12 protein-coding genes are annotated in these 14823 nt (G+C 69.8%); 3 read left to right on the forward strand and 9 right to left on the reverse strand.

Features of this window, described 5'->3' with window-relative positions:
- Both QMO76_RS18045 and ftsY read right to left on the reverse strand, forming a co-directional pair.
- Positions 1 to 1260: an ammonium transporter gene (locus tag QMO76_RS18045; protein ID WP_306362691.1), complete on the reverse strand. Its 1260-nt coding sequence runs from the start codon at positions 1258 to 1260 to the stop codon at positions 1 to 3.
- Positions 1261 to 1532: 272 nt separating this feature from the next.
- Entirely contained in the window at positions 1533 to 3125 is a 1593-nt protein-coding gene (gene ftsY / locus QMO76_RS18050) for a signal recognition particle-docking protein FtsY (RefSeq protein WP_306362474.1), read from the reverse strand.
- A 249-nt stretch (positions 3126 to 3374) separates the two neighbouring features.
- Here ftsY and QMO76_RS18055 point away from each other — a divergent pair, with 249 nt between their 5' ends.
- The gene (locus QMO76_RS18055) at positions 3375 to 3764 is read left to right on the forward strand and encodes a DUF2237 family protein (RefSeq protein ID WP_306362475.1); all 390 of its coding nucleotides are present in this window, start codon (positions 3375 to 3377) and stop codon (positions 3762 to 3764) included.
- On the opposite strand, the gene QMO76_RS18060 is transcribed toward QMO76_RS18055, so the two are convergent.
- The 7 genes from QMO76_RS18060 to QMO76_RS18090 form a co-directional block, all read right to left on the reverse strand.
- The gene (locus QMO76_RS18060) at positions 3748 to 4869 is read right to left on the reverse strand and encodes an FAD-dependent monooxygenase (protein ID WP_306362476.1); all 1122 of its coding nucleotides are present in this window, start codon (positions 4867 to 4869) and stop codon (positions 3748 to 3750) included. The genes QMO76_RS18055 and QMO76_RS18060 overlap by 17 nt on opposite strands.
- A gap of 231 nt (positions 4870 to 5100) precedes the next feature.
- Positions 5101 to 5514 carry a hypothetical protein gene (locus QMO76_RS18065; RefSeq protein WP_306362477.1) on the reverse strand — a complete coding sequence of 138 codons (414 nt, stop codon included), beginning with the start codon at positions 5512 to 5514 and terminating at the stop codon, positions 5101 to 5103.
- Between the two features lie 113 nt (positions 5515 to 5627).
- A complete protein-coding gene (locus tag QMO76_RS18070; protein ID WP_306362478.1) occupies positions 5628 to 7001 on the reverse strand; it encodes a hypothetical protein in 1374 nt (457 codons plus the stop codon).
- A 91-nt stretch (positions 7002 to 7092) separates the two neighbouring features.
- A complete protein-coding gene (locus QMO76_RS18075) occupies positions 7093 to 7752 on the reverse strand; it encodes an HAD family acid phosphatase (RefSeq protein WP_306362479.1) in 660 nt (219 codons plus the stop codon).
- Between the two features lie 123 nt (positions 7753 to 7875).
- Positions 7876 to 11484: a chromosome segregation protein SMC gene (smc, locus tag QMO76_RS18080; RefSeq protein ID WP_306362480.1), complete on the reverse strand. Its 3609-nt coding sequence runs from the start codon at positions 11482 to 11484 to the stop codon at positions 7876 to 7878.
- Between the two features lie 11 nt (positions 11485 to 11495).
- Positions 11496 to 11732, reverse strand: a complete 237-nt coding sequence (locus tag QMO76_RS18085; RefSeq protein WP_306362481.1) for a hypothetical protein — start codon at positions 11730 to 11732, stop codon at positions 11496 to 11498.
- A 10-nt stretch (positions 11733 to 11742) separates the two neighbouring features.
- Entirely contained in the window at positions 11743 to 12195 is a 453-nt protein-coding gene (locus QMO76_RS18090; protein ID WP_306362482.1) for a DUF1707 domain-containing protein, read from the reverse strand.
- Between the two features lie 136 nt (positions 12196 to 12331).
- Between QMO76_RS18090 and QMO76_RS18095 the strand changes: the two genes are divergently transcribed.
- The gene (locus QMO76_RS18095; RefSeq protein ID WP_306362483.1) at positions 12332 to 13564 is read left to right on the forward strand and encodes an acyl-CoA dehydrogenase family protein; all 1233 of its coding nucleotides are present in this window, start codon (positions 12332 to 12334) and stop codon (positions 13562 to 13564) included.
- A 2-nt stretch (positions 13565 to 13566) separates the two neighbouring features.
- On the forward strand, positions 13567 to 14691 hold the full coding sequence (locus QMO76_RS18100; protein ID WP_306362484.1) for an acyl-CoA dehydrogenase family protein: 1125 nt from the start codon (positions 13567 to 13569) through the stop codon (positions 14689 to 14691).
- Positions 14692 to 14823: the final 132 nt, after the last annotated feature.

Raw genomic sequence — 14823 nt, forward strand, 5'->3', positions numbered from 1 at the left:
TCATGCCTCCTTGACGGCGGTGGTACGTGTCGTCCCACCCACAGCAGCGAAATCGTATGCCGTTTCCGCGTGCTCCGACTCGTCCATGCCCGTGGACTCGGCTTCCGCGTCGGCCCGCAGGCCGATGGTGGCCTTGATCGCGAAGGCGATGACGGCGGCGACCACGAAGGAGTAGGCCAGCACCGCGAGCGCACCTACGATCTGCCGCCACAGCTGGTCGACACCACCACCGTAGAACAGGCCGTCGACCGCGGTGGGCGCATCGGCGGTGCCGACGAAGCCGACCAGCACGGTGCCGATCACGCCGCCGACCAGGTGGATGCCCACCACATCGAGGGAATCGTCGTAGCCGAACTTGAACTTGAGGCTGACGGCCAGCGCGCAGATCGCGCCCGCCACCACGCCGACCACCAGCGCGCCCACGATGTTCACCGAGGCACAGGCCGGGGTGATGGCCACCAGGCCCGCGACGATGCCCGACGCCGCGCCCAGCGAGGTGGGCTTGCCGTCGCGGATCTTCTCCACCAGCAACCACGCCAGCATGGCCGCGGCGGTGGCGACGACCGTGGTGACGAAGGTGGCACCGGCGACGCCGTTGGCACCGACCGCCGAACCGGCGTTGAAGCCGAACCAGCCGAACCACAGCAGACCGGCGCCGAGCATGACGAAGGGCAGGTTGTGCGGGCGGAACGGCGTCTGCGGCCAGCCCTTGCGCTTGCCGATGACGATCGCCAGCGCCAGCGCCGCCGCGCCGGAGTTGATGTGCACGGCGGTACCGCCGGCGAAGTCGATGGCCTTGACCTGCTCCATGATCCAGCCGCCACCCCAGACCCAGTGCGCGACCGGGAAGTAGACGACGGTCGCCCAGATCGCGGCGAACAGGAGCCACGCGCCGAACTTGAGCCGGTCGGCGACCGCACCCGAGATCAGGGCCACGGTGATGATCGCGAACATCAGCTGGAACGCCACGAATACGGTCGCGGGCACCGTGCCGACCAACGGCACACCGGCGGATTCGTCGCCGAAGCCGGACATCAGGGTCCGTAGGCCGAAGTATTCGCTGGGATCGCCGAGCAGGCCGCCCTTGTCCGTTCCGAATGCGGTCGAGTAGCCGTACAGCACCCATAGCACCGTGACGATGCCCATGGCGCTGATACTCATCATGATCATGTTGAGCACATTCTTGCTACGGACCATGCCGCCGTAGAAGAACGCGAGCCCGGGGGTCATCAACAGCACGAGAGCCGCGCTTGTCAGCATCCAGGCCGTGTCACCTGTGTCGAGCTCGCCGCTCGCCAGGATTACGGGATCCACCACCTTGTCCTCCTCATCTCGGGCCTCGTCGGTGTACTGCTGACGAAGCCTGCATCGAGGGTCCTCAGTCGGTGTTTCATCCGTGATCCTTCGGCGTTTCGCCTAGGTGAACGGATGAGAGGACACTGTTGCCAGCGTGTTTCGCGATCCGCACGGCTGTTACGAACACATTGTGAGGATGATGTTGGTTCCCGGAATCCGGCCAGGTCGGGGCGGGTTTATCCGAGCAGGGCGTCGACGAAGGCCCCGGGCTCGAACGGAGCGAGATCATCGGCCCCCTCGCCCAAACCAACCAGTTTCACCGGCACGCCCAGTTCGTGCTGCACCTGGAAGACGATGCCGCCCTTGGCGGTGCCGTCCAGCTTGGTGAGCACCACCCCGGTGATATCGACGACCTCGCGGAAGACCCGCGCCTGGGTCAGCCCGTTCTGGCCGACCGTGGCGTCGAGCACCAGCAGCACCTCGTCGACCGGTGCCTTCTTCTCGACGACGCGCTTGACCTTGCCCAGTTCGTCCATCAGACCGGTCTTGGTGTGCAGGCGGCCCGCGGTGTCGACCAGCACGGCGTCCACACCGCCCGCGATACCGGCGCTCACGGCGTCGAAGGCGACGGCGGCGGGGTCCGCGCCCTCCTTGCCGCGCACGGTCTCCGCGCCGACCCGCTCGCCCCAGGTCTGGAGCTGGTCGGCGGCGGCGGCGCGGAAGGTGTCGGCCGCGCCCAGCAGGACCCGACGACCGTCGGCGACCAGCACCCGCGCCAGTTTGCCGGTGGTGGTGGTCTTCCCGGTGCCGTTCACTCCGACGACCAGCAGCACCGACGGATGGTCGGCGTGCGGCAGGGCGCGGATGGACCGGTCCAGTTCCGGGCGCAGGGCCTCGACGAGGACATCGCGCAGCACGGCGCGGGCCTGCTCGGTGGTGCGGACGCTGCGGGCGGCCATCTCCTCGCGCAGCCGCTCCACCACCGCGACGGTGGAGGCGGTGCCCAGATCGGCCATCACCAGGGTGTCCTCGATCTCCTCCCAGGAGTCCTCGTCGAGGTCGCCGCCGCCGAGCAGCCCGAGTAGGGACTTGCCCATGGCGTTCTGCGAGCGGGACAGGCGGCCGCGCAGCCGGGTCAGGCGGCCCGCGGTGGGCTCGATCTCGGGGACTACCTGGGCCTCGGCCACGGTGGGCGCGGCGTCGGGGATGTCCACCGGGACCGGGGCGGTCTGCACCGGGGCCTCGGGAATCGGGGTGGCCGTCGGGGTCTCGACGGCCGGGGTCTCGACGGGCGGAGCCGCGGCGTCCGACTCGACAGCGTCCCGCTCAGGTGTGACAGCCCGCTCGGGTGCGACAGTCTCGGTTGCGGTGGCGCTCTCGGGCGTGTCGGTCGGCGCCGCCGCCGCGGATTCGGTCTCGACCGAAGCGTCCGGTTCGGCGGGCGGGGCCTGCGGCCCCTGTTCCGGCTCCGGCAGGCGCACATCGGTGATGCCGCGCCGGGTGGCGTCGCGGGGAACCGCCGCATCGTCGCCGACGTGCGGCTGGCCCTCGTCATCGGTGCGCTCGACCGGCGGCGTCGGTGGTGACACCGGTTCGCGGTGGACCGGTTCCGGGGTGGGTTTCGGCAGGGTGGAGGTGCCGCCCCCCTGGCTGAAGCTGAAGCCGCCCGATGCCGTGTAACCGCCCGACTTGTCCGTGACCTCCTTGGTCTCGGTGGTGTCGGGCGTCAGTGAGATACGCCGGCGCTTGTACAGCACGAAACCGGCGACGAAGGCCACCAGCAGCACCGCGGCGATTGCGGCAATCAGAATCCAGGCGTCTGCAGTCACGTCCCCATCCTTTCAGAGCGTTCGCCGCCGTCCGATTCGCCCACCTGTCCGCCGACCGGCCCGAAAGCCCCGCCGAAACCCCCGATCCGGGCGGCAGCGTGTCCAATAACACACGGGTCGGGCCGGGCAGCGGAGGACACGCCGGGACGGGTGTGGACGGAGGCTCCATCTACCGACCGGTTTGGACGACAACGTGCCGAGCCCGCGAAGCAGCGGCGAATCCGACACCAAGACAATAGGATCGGCCACGTGACCGATCGAAATGTGCTTGGGGGACCGCTGGAGGAGTGTGGCACCGATCCTCTCACCGGCTTCTACCGGGACGGCTGCTGTAGCACCGGCCCCGAGGATCTGGGCAGTCATACGGTGTGCACCGTCGTGACCGCCGAATTCCTGGACCACCAGAAGTCGATCGGCAACGACCTGCTGACCCCGCGTCCCGAGAACAACTTTCCCGGCCTGCAACCCGGCGACCGCTGGTGCGTGGTGGCCGTCCGCTGGCTGCACGCCCACGAGGACGGCGTCGCCGCCCCCGTGATCCTGGCCGCCACCCACGAGAACGCCCTGGAGGTGGTCCCCATGGACACCCTGCGCAAATACGCCGTCGACGTCCCCGACGACGTCAGCGATCTGCTCTGAACCGCCCCACGGTGCGGACGGCGGTGTCACGAAGCAGGATTCCGGGACGGGAGGCGGGGACGAGCAGGGCGGCGGCGAGACGGAGCCCGCGCTGTTCGCCGCCGGTGACGGCGCGATGCCGGTGCTCGTAGCGCGACAGTGCCGCCCGGGGCAGTTCGGGCGTGCGGGCCAGCTCCTCGGCGAGGGTGCGCGCGCCCACGATGGCCGCACTGGAGCCGTTGCCGAACAGTGAGACACAGGAGGCGGCATCGCCGAGCAGCGAGACCCGCCCATGCGACCAACTCGGCAGCCGCACCTGGCCGACCGAATCGAAGTAGAGATCCTCGGCGGTGCGCACCTGATCGAGCAGATCGGCGAAGATGCCGGTGCGGTGGGTGAATTCGCCGATGAGGATGCGCCGGTGCGCCGCGGTCTCGCGATAGTCCAGCCCCGGGATCTCCCCGCGTCGGAACATGAACGCCGCCAAGGGCCGTCCACCCGCCGGATGTACGGAGACCGACCGGCCGGGCGTGTTGTACATGAGCACTTCGCGATCGTCGCCGACCAGGCGCTGCACCGGCAGGGTGGCGATATAGATCCCCCTGTGCCGCAAGAAGTTCCGTTCCGGGCCGAAGACCAGCCGCCGCACCGTGGAGTGCAGGCCGTCCGCGCCGACGACATAGTCGAAACGCTCCGGCGGGGCCTGCTCGAAGGTCACGCGCACCCCCGAGACATCCTGGACCAGCCCGGCAACGGTGTCGCCCCAGCGGATTTCGGCCCGGTCGCCCGCCGCCCCGAGCAGGATGCCCGCCAGATCGGCTCGCGCCACCTCGATTTCGTCATCGCGCTCCCCGAATGCCGACATGCGCACCGTGGCTCGCCGCCGCCCGCTGCCGTCCACGAAGGTGATCCGCTCGACATGGGTCGCCCCCGCCCGCAACTCGGGCATGATGCCCATCTCGGTGACCACCTCCACGGCGGCCCCGCGCACATCCACCGGGCTGCCGCTGGTCCGCCGCTGCGCCGCCCGCTCGACCACGGTCACCGCGAAGCCGTACTTGCCGAGCCAGTAGGCCAGCGTCGACCCCGCGATACCGGCACCGGAGATCAGCACTTTGGCGCTCATGACATCCACCTCACCCGCGTCGGGGCGGCCCCGCCTGACCCGCCCCCTACGAGCATGCGACGAAAGTCCGCTCGGCGCATGAACTTCGGCGATCACGGATGTCTGTCGGTGCCCCGTGCGATGATGCGCACACAGGCGATCGATCCGGGACAGGCCGGTGCCCCTCGTCCCGCACACGCGGCGATGCCGCCCGGGCCCGGGCGGCATCGCTTCTTCGCGTCGCGGTCGGGTTCAGCGATCCGCGCGCAGCGTGTAGGCCTGCACGGCGGCCATGGCCGCGGTGAAGGCCGCGATCGCCAGGATGGCGGCCACGCCGAGGGCGGTCGGGTCGAGCCATCCGGCGGCCAGCACCACCAGGCTGTCGACCGTCCACAGCGCGTTCACCGCGATGACGACGGCGGCGGCGCGGCGCGGGACCACCCGGCGGGTGGCCACGATCAGGACGCCGATCGCGTACAGGATGAAGAACGCGCCGACACCGAGCAGCAGCGGAGTGGACAGGCCCAGCGCCGAATCGAGCACTCCGGCGAGCGCCGCGACGAGGATGCCGGAGGCCAGGGTGGCGACGCCGTCGAAGGTGTAGGCCAGTCGCAGCGGGCTCATGCCGGCGATGGTGCGGGTAGCGGTGGCGGTGGTGGCGGTCATGGGAATCGGAACCTTTCCGTTCGGGTGTCGGTGACTGCCGATACCGTCACCCGGATTCCACTGCCGACCCCACCACATCCGCTGCCGAATACTGCCAACCGCAGGTCAGAGCACTATTTCGACATACTGCCGAATCCGGATCGCAGTTGCGCGGCGATCATGCGCGCTGCCGAGTTCTGCCAGTTGTGCAGGGTGCGCTCCGGCACCTGGTCCACGAACCAGGCGAGCGCCTTGCGCGAAACCGGATCCAGATCGGTGCGTTTGGTGCGCACGCTGTAGGGCCGGATGCCCACCACGTAGTAGAAGTACACGGCGTTGTAGTGCCGCCATTCCTCGCTGGTGCCGAATTCCTCGCCGGTGCGCGGCTTCAGCGCCGCGATGGCATCGGTGAGCAGTGACTTGAGTTCCGCGGCGCGGTCGAGCGGTCCGGGGGCGCTGTCGCGACCGGCGAGGCGGCTGTCGATGGCTGGCAGATCGATGAGCGGACTCGACACCAGCTTGCCCAGATCGGCGTAATGGCTCAGGGCGCGACGGGTCAGGCGCGCGAACTCGTCCTCGCCGAGCGCCGCCAGACCGGACGCGTCGGCTCCGTCCGATGGTTCCGGCGTCCGTTTCCGCGGCAATGCCTCCGCCGCGGTGCGCAACTCGTCGCGGGCCTCGCGCAGCTCCGGCGCGGACGCGAAGACGAGCCGGTCGACGGCCGCCTGCAAGGGCACGTACAGCACCTGGAGCGCGATGGCGGCGGCGATGGTGCCGAAGAACAGCGCCTCCAGCGCCGGGCGCGGCCCGGTCAGCACGAGGGCGACCGCGGCCTGTCCACCGAAGACGACGGCCGTCGCCTCCGCGACCAGGAGGGAGCGCAGCATATCCGCGCGCAGCGCCTCCCCCTCCTCGAACGCGTCCAGAACGGCGATGCCCACGCCCAGCAGCACCAGATCCACGACCACGAGCGCCAGCACCAGGGTGGCGGGCACCAGGTCGAGGCCGAGCAGCACCAGCGCGGCGCTGAGCCCGAACATGACCGCGCCCACGGTGAACAGCCCCGCGACGGTCCGGCGCGCCGATCCCGCGACGAGCGCGGCGCGATGGCGCAGCAGCACGACCAGCGAGCCGAGCAGCGCGAGAACCGCGCAGGCCCCGAGTACACCGGCCGCGGCGGCGATTCCGGCCGCTGCGGGCAGGGCCACCACCGTGCACACCGGCACCAGCCCGAACCGCCACCACCGGTCGGCCCGCTCCCTCGGCGGCTCCGGCAGCAACCGCACGAACACACCGCTCCAGGCCACCGCGGGCACGCACACCAGAACGGCGCGCACCCCGTCGAAGCGTGCGTCACCGCCGAGCAGATATCCGCCGACCACCGCGACGGCGTAACCGAGCAGTCCGGCTCCGGCCCTGCGCAGCACCGGTTTTCCCGCATCCCGCGCGAGCAGATACAACCCCAGCCACCACGCGATTCCGAAAGCGGCCGCCGACACCCACAACACGCTGTGAGCCTACTTCGCCGCGCGAAACGGGCCGCCCCGGTTCGAGGCGGCCCGTCGACGTGTCACGGCCGAGTGTCAGAGCGGGGACGGCTCAGGAGAGCGCACCGTCGTAGTCGGGCAGTTTGAAGGTCTGCTGCGCGTGTCCGCCCGCGAGGTCCGAGGCGCTGTTGCCGATATTGGCGACGATGGTGTAGCCGTCACCCTCGATATCGATGCGGGCATTGGTCTTGTACTCCTGCAATCCGGCCGATCCCGCGGACAGCGTGGTGAAGGGGCTGCCGTACAGCCCGTCGACGGGGTAGCCGACGGCGGACAGGTTGATCTGGGTGTAGATGTTCATCAGCGCCGGGCGACCGGTGACGAAGATGATCGCCGCCCCCTGCTCCTTCGCCCACTGCGCGAGCGCGAGCATGGGAGCCATGGCCGGGGTGATGACGCTCGGGTTGTACTGCGTCTCCAGCACGGTGTTGTCGATGTCGAATACGACGGCGGGTTTGGTCGCCCCGGGCAGCGCTCCGGTCAGATAGTCCCTCGCCTGCGCGGCGACCGTCTGCACTTCGGAGATCCACTGGGAGTACGGGGGCAGGTCCCCGCCACCCGACAGCGACGACGAGCCGGAATCTCCGGAGAGCGAGGACGATCCGGACTCACCCGACAGGGAGGACGATCCGGTGTCGGCCAGTGCCGCCGGCAGCGGGGCGGCCAGGGCGACGGAGATGCCGAGTGCTATACCTGCGATAGAGCGCTTCATGACTCGAGGACGCTAACCGGCCCAGCTCAGACTCGCAGGCGTTTCACTTTGTGGCATCGGCGAATTCCCGTTCAGCGGGACGCCTTTCGCACCACCCTTGACGCGCGACCCCGGCAACCGGTATCAGGTCGCCGCGCCGACCAGGTTCTGGCCGCGCATGCGCTGGGAGATCACCTGGGTGATGCCGTCGCCGCGCATGCTCACGCCGTAGAGTGCGTCGGCGATCTCCATGGTCGGCTTCTGGTGGGTGATCACGATGAGCTGGGACTTCTCGCGCAACTGCTCGAACAGGCCGATGAGGCGGCGCAGGTTGGTGTCGTCGAGGGCCGCCTCGACCTCGTCCATGACGTAGAACGGCGAGGGGCGGGCGCGGAAGATGGCGACCAGCAGGGCCACGGCGGTGAGGGACTTCTCGCCGCCGGAGAGCAGGGACAGGCGCTTGACCTTCTTGCCCGGCGGGCGGGCCTCCACCTCGACGCCGGTGGCGAGCATGTCGGAGGGGTCGGTGAGCAGCAGACGGCCCTCGCCGCCGGGGAACAGGCGGCTGAAGACGCCGACGAATTCGCGGGACACGTCCTCGTAGGCTTCGGTGAACACCTGGAGGATGCGGGCATCCACCTCGGCGACCACGTCGAGCAGATCCTGGCGGGCCTTCTTGACGTCCTCGAGCTGGGTGGCGAGGAAGTTGTAGCGCTCCTCCAGCGCCGCGAATTCCTCCAGCGCCAGGGGATTCACCTTGCCGAGGGTGGTGAGGTCCTTCTCGGCGCGCTTGGCGCGGCGCTCCTGGGTGGCGCGATCGTAGGGCATGGGCTGCGGCGGGCTCACCGCCTCCCCGCGCTCCTTGGCCTGCTCGTACTCCATCATCTCCAGCGCGGTCGGCGGCATGGGCACATCCGGGCCGTATTCGTCGATGAGGTCGTCGAGGGCGATGCCGAACTGCTCGGAGATGGTGGTCTCCAACTGTTCGATGCGCAGCGCCGCCTGGGCGCGCGCCACCTCGTCGCGGTGCACGGCATCGGTGAGCTGGGTGAGCTGGGTGGTGAGGGCGCGAGCGCGCTCCTTGGTCTGGTCCACCTGCGCGGCGCATTCGGTGCGGCGGCGGACCAGATCGTCGCGGCGGGCGGCGGCCTGTGCCACCACCTGCTCGAGTTCGGCGGCCACCCGTTCGGCGGAGTCGGCGACCACGGCGGCGACGGCGGCGGCCTGGCGGCGGGCGGCCTGGGCGCGTTCGGCGCGGGCCCGGTTCTCGCGTTCGGCGCGGGCGGCGCGGCGCAGCGAATCCGCTTTGCCGCGTACGGATTCGGCGCGTTCCTCGGCGGTGCGCACGGCGAGCCGGGCCTCCACCTCCATGGAGCGGGCCTCGGCCAGCGCGGCGGCAGCCTCCTCACGGGCGTATCCGGCGGTTTCGGTGCCCGCGGCCTCGGGATCCGTATCGGACTGCTCGCGTTCGGCGTGGCGCAGCCGGTCCTCGAGGTCGGCCAGCTTCTCGAGGGTTTCCTCGCGGCCCGCCTCGGTGTCGTCGCGCTGCGCGAGCAGGCGTTCGCAGTCCTTCTGGGCGGCGCGGGCGGTCTGGCCCAGGCGGCCGAGCCGGTCGTAGATGGAGACCAACGCCTGATCGGATTCGTGCAGGGCGAGCAGGGCGTGGTCGACGGCTTCCTTGCGGTCCGTCTGCTCGGCAAGCGCGCCGGCCAGGGCCGCCTCGAACTCCTCGGACTGCCGCTGCCAGGACGCCAGTTCCTTGTGGGCGGCGTCGATCTCGGCCTGCACTTCGAGCTGGCTGGGAGCACGGTCGGAGCCGCCGAGCACCCAGCCGGAGCCGGTGAGGTCACCGTCGCGGGTGACCACCCGCAGCTCCGGCCGGGCCGCTACCAGTTCGATCGCGGCGGGAAGGTTTTCGACCACGGCGATCCCCGTGGTGAGGGCGGCCACGGCGGCCCGCAGGTGTCCGGGGCAGTCGACGACGTCCACCAGCCAGCGCGCGCCACCGGGCAGGTCTCCGTCGGATCGCGAATTCGACTGTGCGGCATCGGCGTAGACCACGGCGGCACGCCCGCCGTCGGCCTCCTTGAGCGCCCGCACCGCATCGTGGGCGGACGATCCGGCGTCCGCGGTCACGGCGTCGGCGAGCGGCCCGAGCGCGGCCGCCACGGCCGCTTCGAAACCGCTGTCCACCCGCAGCAGACCCGACAGCGGCCCGAGCAGTCCCTCGGCGCGGTGTTCGAGCAGCCAGGCGGCACCGTCGCGGCGCTGCAAACCCATGGTCAGCGCCTCGACGCGCGCGCTCAGCGAGGCGACCCGCTTGCCCGCCTCGCGGTCGCGTTCACGCAGTTCGTCGACCCGCTGATCGGCCAGCTCGAGGGCCTGCGCGGCATGCTCGTACTGCGCGTCGAGCCCTTCCTCGCCCGCGTCGAGTTCACTCAATTCGGCTTGGACGGACTCGAATTCGGCGTCGGCGGCCTCGCCGCGCTGCCGCGCCTCGGCGATGGCGGCCGAGAGGCGCTGGATCTCCCCGTCCACCGACTGGGCGCGAATCCGCAGCGAGTCCACCTGCCCGGAGAGGCGGGCCAGACCCTCACGCCGGTCGGCGATGGCGCGCACGGCGGCCAAATGCGCCTGCTCGGCGGCCTTGGCGGCCTGCTCGCGTTCGTGCAGCTGTTCGCGGGCGGCCTCGAGGGTCTCCGCCGCCATCTCGACGGCCGCGACCAGTTCGGCCTCTTCGGCCTCCACCCGATCCGCCTCGCGCTCGAGCTGTTCGGGGTCGCGCCCACTGCCGGTGGGCTGTTCGATGGTGAGGTTGCGGGCGCGGTCGCGGGCGATGCGAATGGTGGCGTTGACCCGCTCGGTCAATGCCGAGAGCTGGAACCAGCTCTGTGCCGCGGCCTCCGCGCCCGGGGTGAGCTTGGACAGCTCGAACTCCTGCTGCGCGAGCGCCGCATTGGCGGCGTCCAGTTCGGCTTGCACATTGATCTGCTGTTCGCGCGCGAACGCTTCCTTGCTCTGCTGCCCTTCCAGGTCGCGGCGGCGCGACACCAGATCGTCGGCGGCCAGCCGCAGCCGCGCGTCCCGCAGTTCGGATTGCACGGTCGCCGCCCGCCGCGCCACCTCGGCCTGGCGGCCGAGCGGTTTGAGCTGGCGGCGCAGTTCGGTGGTGAGGTCGGTGAGGCGGGCCAGATTGGCCTGCATGGCGTCGAGCTTGCGCACCGCCTTCTCCTTGCGGCGGCGATGCTTGAGTACGCCCGCGGCCTCCTCGATGAAGGCTCGCCGGTCCTCCGGCCGCGATTCCAGAATCGCCGAGAGCTGCCCCTGCCCGACGATGACGTGCATTTCCCGGCCGATGCCGGAGTCGCTGAGCAGTTCCTGCACATCCATCAGACGGCAGGAGTTCCCGTTGATCTCGTATTCGCCCGCACCGTCGCGGAACATACGGCGGGTGATGGACACCTCGGAGTATTCGATGGGCAGCGCGCCGTCGGAGTTGTCGATGGTGAGCGTGACCTCGGCACGACCCAGCGGGGCGCGACCCGCTGTACCGGCGAAGATGACGTCCTGCATCTTCCCGCCGCGCAGCGCCTTCGCCCCCTGCTCACCCATCACCCAGGTGAGCGCGTCGACGACATTCGACTTCCCCGATCCGTTCGGCCCCACCACGCAGGTGATACCCGGTTCGAACCGGAGCGTCGTCGCGGACGCGAAGGACTTGAAGCCCTTCAGCGTCAGACTCTTCAGGTGCACAGTCGGCCAGGTTACCCGCTCATCTCGGGTAGCCATGCGTATGCCGGTTGCCCGAGTCCGGCGGCGGGCCGCGGATCAGCGCAGCAGAGCCGGATCGATACCGAGCAGATCGTACAAACCGGACTCGCCCGCGCGACGCCGATGTCTCCGGATCGCCGCCGGTGCGCGTCGGCCCACATGAGCACCGGGGCGAGCAGCAGTCCGGCCGCTCCGGCGAGGATGTGGAACGTCAGGACGGTCGCGTACACCGGTTTGCACCTACCTCGCTCGCGGATGCCCTCCGCAGTCGACCGATTCCCAGCCGGTGAGCATGCGGAACACCAGGACGCCGCCCCACGGCACGATGACCCAGAACGGCCAGAAGTAGGTGAGTTCACCCGCCGCGAGGGAGATCATGCCCCAGATGGCGAGGCACAGCAGGCCGACGCCGAACCAGGCGCTGCCCTCGATGCGCTGCCAGATCGGGATGCGCGAGGTGCGCCGCGGCGCGGTGTCCTTCGCGAGTTCCGGCAGGTCGGTGAGGACCACGTGCAGCCCTTCGCGGGTGCGGGTGGCGTAGACCTGGGCCGCGCGCTCGTCGTATTCGGTGGTGGTGAGACGCCCTTCGGCCAGGTGGCGACCGAGCTGTTCGACGACGGCTGCGCGCTCGGCGTCCGAGGCGCGGGTGCCGGGGGCGATGTCCATGTCGAGGTCCTCCCGAATTTCTTCCATTGTGGAAGGTAAGAACCATATTAATACTCCATAGTGGAATGTCAAGCACCCGCAAGTGATGGCAGGTGCCAGCACATTTGCCAGCAGGGCGTTCGCGGTGAGATGGTTATGAGCAGTTCTCAGGCAAGGAGTCATCGTGGATCTGGACTGGTCGCCCGCCGATCTGGCGTTTCGTGATGAGGTGCGAAGTTTCCTCGACGAAAAGTTAACCCCTGATCTTCGTCGGGCCGGGCAGTTGGCGACGAGCGTCTACCCGGACCACGAAGCCAGCATGCAGTGGCAGCACATCCTGCACGAACGCGGCTGGGCGGCCCCCGCCTGGCCGGTGCGGCACGGGGGCTGCGACTGGAGCCTGACGCAGCACTACATCTTCAGCCGGGAGTGCACGCTCGCCGGTGCGCCCAACCTGTCCCCGATGGGCATCCGGATGGTCGCGCACGCCATCATGGCGTTCGGCACCGAGGAGCAGCAGAACTACTTCCTGCCCGGCATCCTGACCGGCGAGGTGTTCTTCTGCCAGGGCTATTCCGAGCCCGAATCGGGTTCGGATCTGGCCTCACTGTCCATGGCCGCGGTCGACGACGGCGACGACTTCATCGTCACCGGCTCGAAGATCTGGACCACCCACGCCACCGAAGCGAACTGGATCTTCGCCCTGGTACGCACCTCCAAGCAGGCGAAGAAGCAGCAGGGCATCACCTTCCTGCTCATCGATATGCGCACCCCCGGCATCGAAATCCGGCCGCTGGTCATGACGTCCGGCGAGCAGGTGCAGAACCAGGTCTTCTTCGACCAGGTGCGGGTGCCCAAGAAGAACGTGCTCGGCCGCGTCGACGACGGCTGGACCGTGGCCAAATACCTGCTGATCTTCGAGCGCGGCGGCGGCGCGGCCGCCCCCGCGCTACAGGTGATGGCCGAGGAACTCGCCCGGGCCGCCACCACCCAGCCCGGCCCCGACGGCGCGCCGCTCATCGACGATCCCGGATTCGCCCGCAGGCTCGCCGACGCCCGCATTCGCGCCGATGTGCTCGAGGTGCTGGAATACCGCACCCTGTCGGCCATTTCGCGCGGCAAGGACCCGGGTTCGGCGGCGTCGACCATCAAGATCCTCGGCACCGAGCTGAGTCAGGCGCTCACCGAACTCGCGCTGGAGGCTGCGGGTCCGCGCGGCCGCGCCTATCAGCCGCACGCCACCATGCCCGGCGGCCCGATCGTCGATTTCACCGCTCCCGCGGACGGATTCGTCAGCGGCGAGGAATGGCAGGCGGTCGCGCCGCTGCGGTACTTCAACGACCGCGCCGGTTCGATCTACGCCGGTAGCAACGAGATTCAGCGCAACATCATCGCCAAAGCCACCCTGGGACTGTAGTCATGGACTTCGAATTCACCCCCGAGCAGAACATGCTCCGCGACGCCGTCACCGGATTCCTCGCGGCCCGCTACGACCTCGAAACCAGCCGTGCCGCAGCCCGGCTGGGCGCAGGCTGGCAGCCCGAGATCTGGCGCGGACTGGCCGAGGAGGTCGGTGTGCTCGGCGCCAGCCTGCCGGAATCGGTGGGCGGCATCGGCGGTGGACCCGTCGAGACGATGATCGTCGCGGAGGCGCTGGGCGGCGCACTCGTGGTGGAGCCGTATGTCGACACCGTGGTGGTCGGCGGTGGGCTGCTGCGGCGCTCGGACGGCAAACGCGCCGAGGATCTGCTCTCCGGCATCGCCGCGGGCGAGGTGGTCACCGCCTTCGCCGCGCTGGAACCCCGGGCCGGATACGACCTCCGACAGGTACGCACCACCGCCCGCCGCGAGGGTGACGACTGGGTGCTGGACGGCACCAAGATCGTGGTCACCACCGCTCCCCTGGCCACCCACCTGCTGGTCACCGCCGCTGTCGACCAAGGCATCGGCTTGTTCGTCCTCGACTTCGACGCCGCCGATCCGCCCGCCGGACTCACCGTCGACAGCTACCGCACCATCGACGAGCGCCGCGCCGCCGACCTCACCTTCACCGGCGTGCGCCTGCCCGCCGACGCGCTGCTGCTGGCCGACGCCGCCGACGCGGTCACCGCCACCCGGGACGAGGCCATCGCCGCGGTCTGCGCGGAGGCCGTCGGGGCCATGCGCAAGGTGCTCACCGACACCGTCGAGTACACCAAGCAGCGCCAGCAGTTCGGGGTGCCGATCGCCAGCTTCCAGGCCCTGCAACACCGCATGGTCGATATGCACCTGGAGTTCGAACAGGCCGTCGCCGCAACCTATCTGGTGACCATGAAGCTCACCGCCGAGCCCGCCGAACGGGCCCGCGCGGTCGCCGCCGCCAAGGCCACCATCGCCCGCGCCGCGCGCAGGATCGGGCAGGAGGGCGTGCAGCTGCACGGCGCCATGGGCATGACCGAGGAACTGGCCATCGGCCACTTCTTCAAACGCCTCACCGCGATTCAGCACGAGTACGGCAGCGCCGATCACCACATCGCCCGCTACGCGGCCTTGACGCGGCCCTGACGGCACCCGTGCGGCCCGCTCACCGGCGGGCCGCACGGGCCGTGACGGACACCACATCCGAACCCGTCACGCGCCGTGCCCCTGTCTCGTCCAAGGGTTGTGCCGAACCGTCCGGCATCGACGAAAGGATGA

It is taken from the genome of Nocardia sp. CC227C, assembly GCF_030767025.1.
Lineage (GTDB): Bacteria > Actinomycetota > Actinomycetes > Mycobacteriales > Mycobacteriaceae > Nocardia.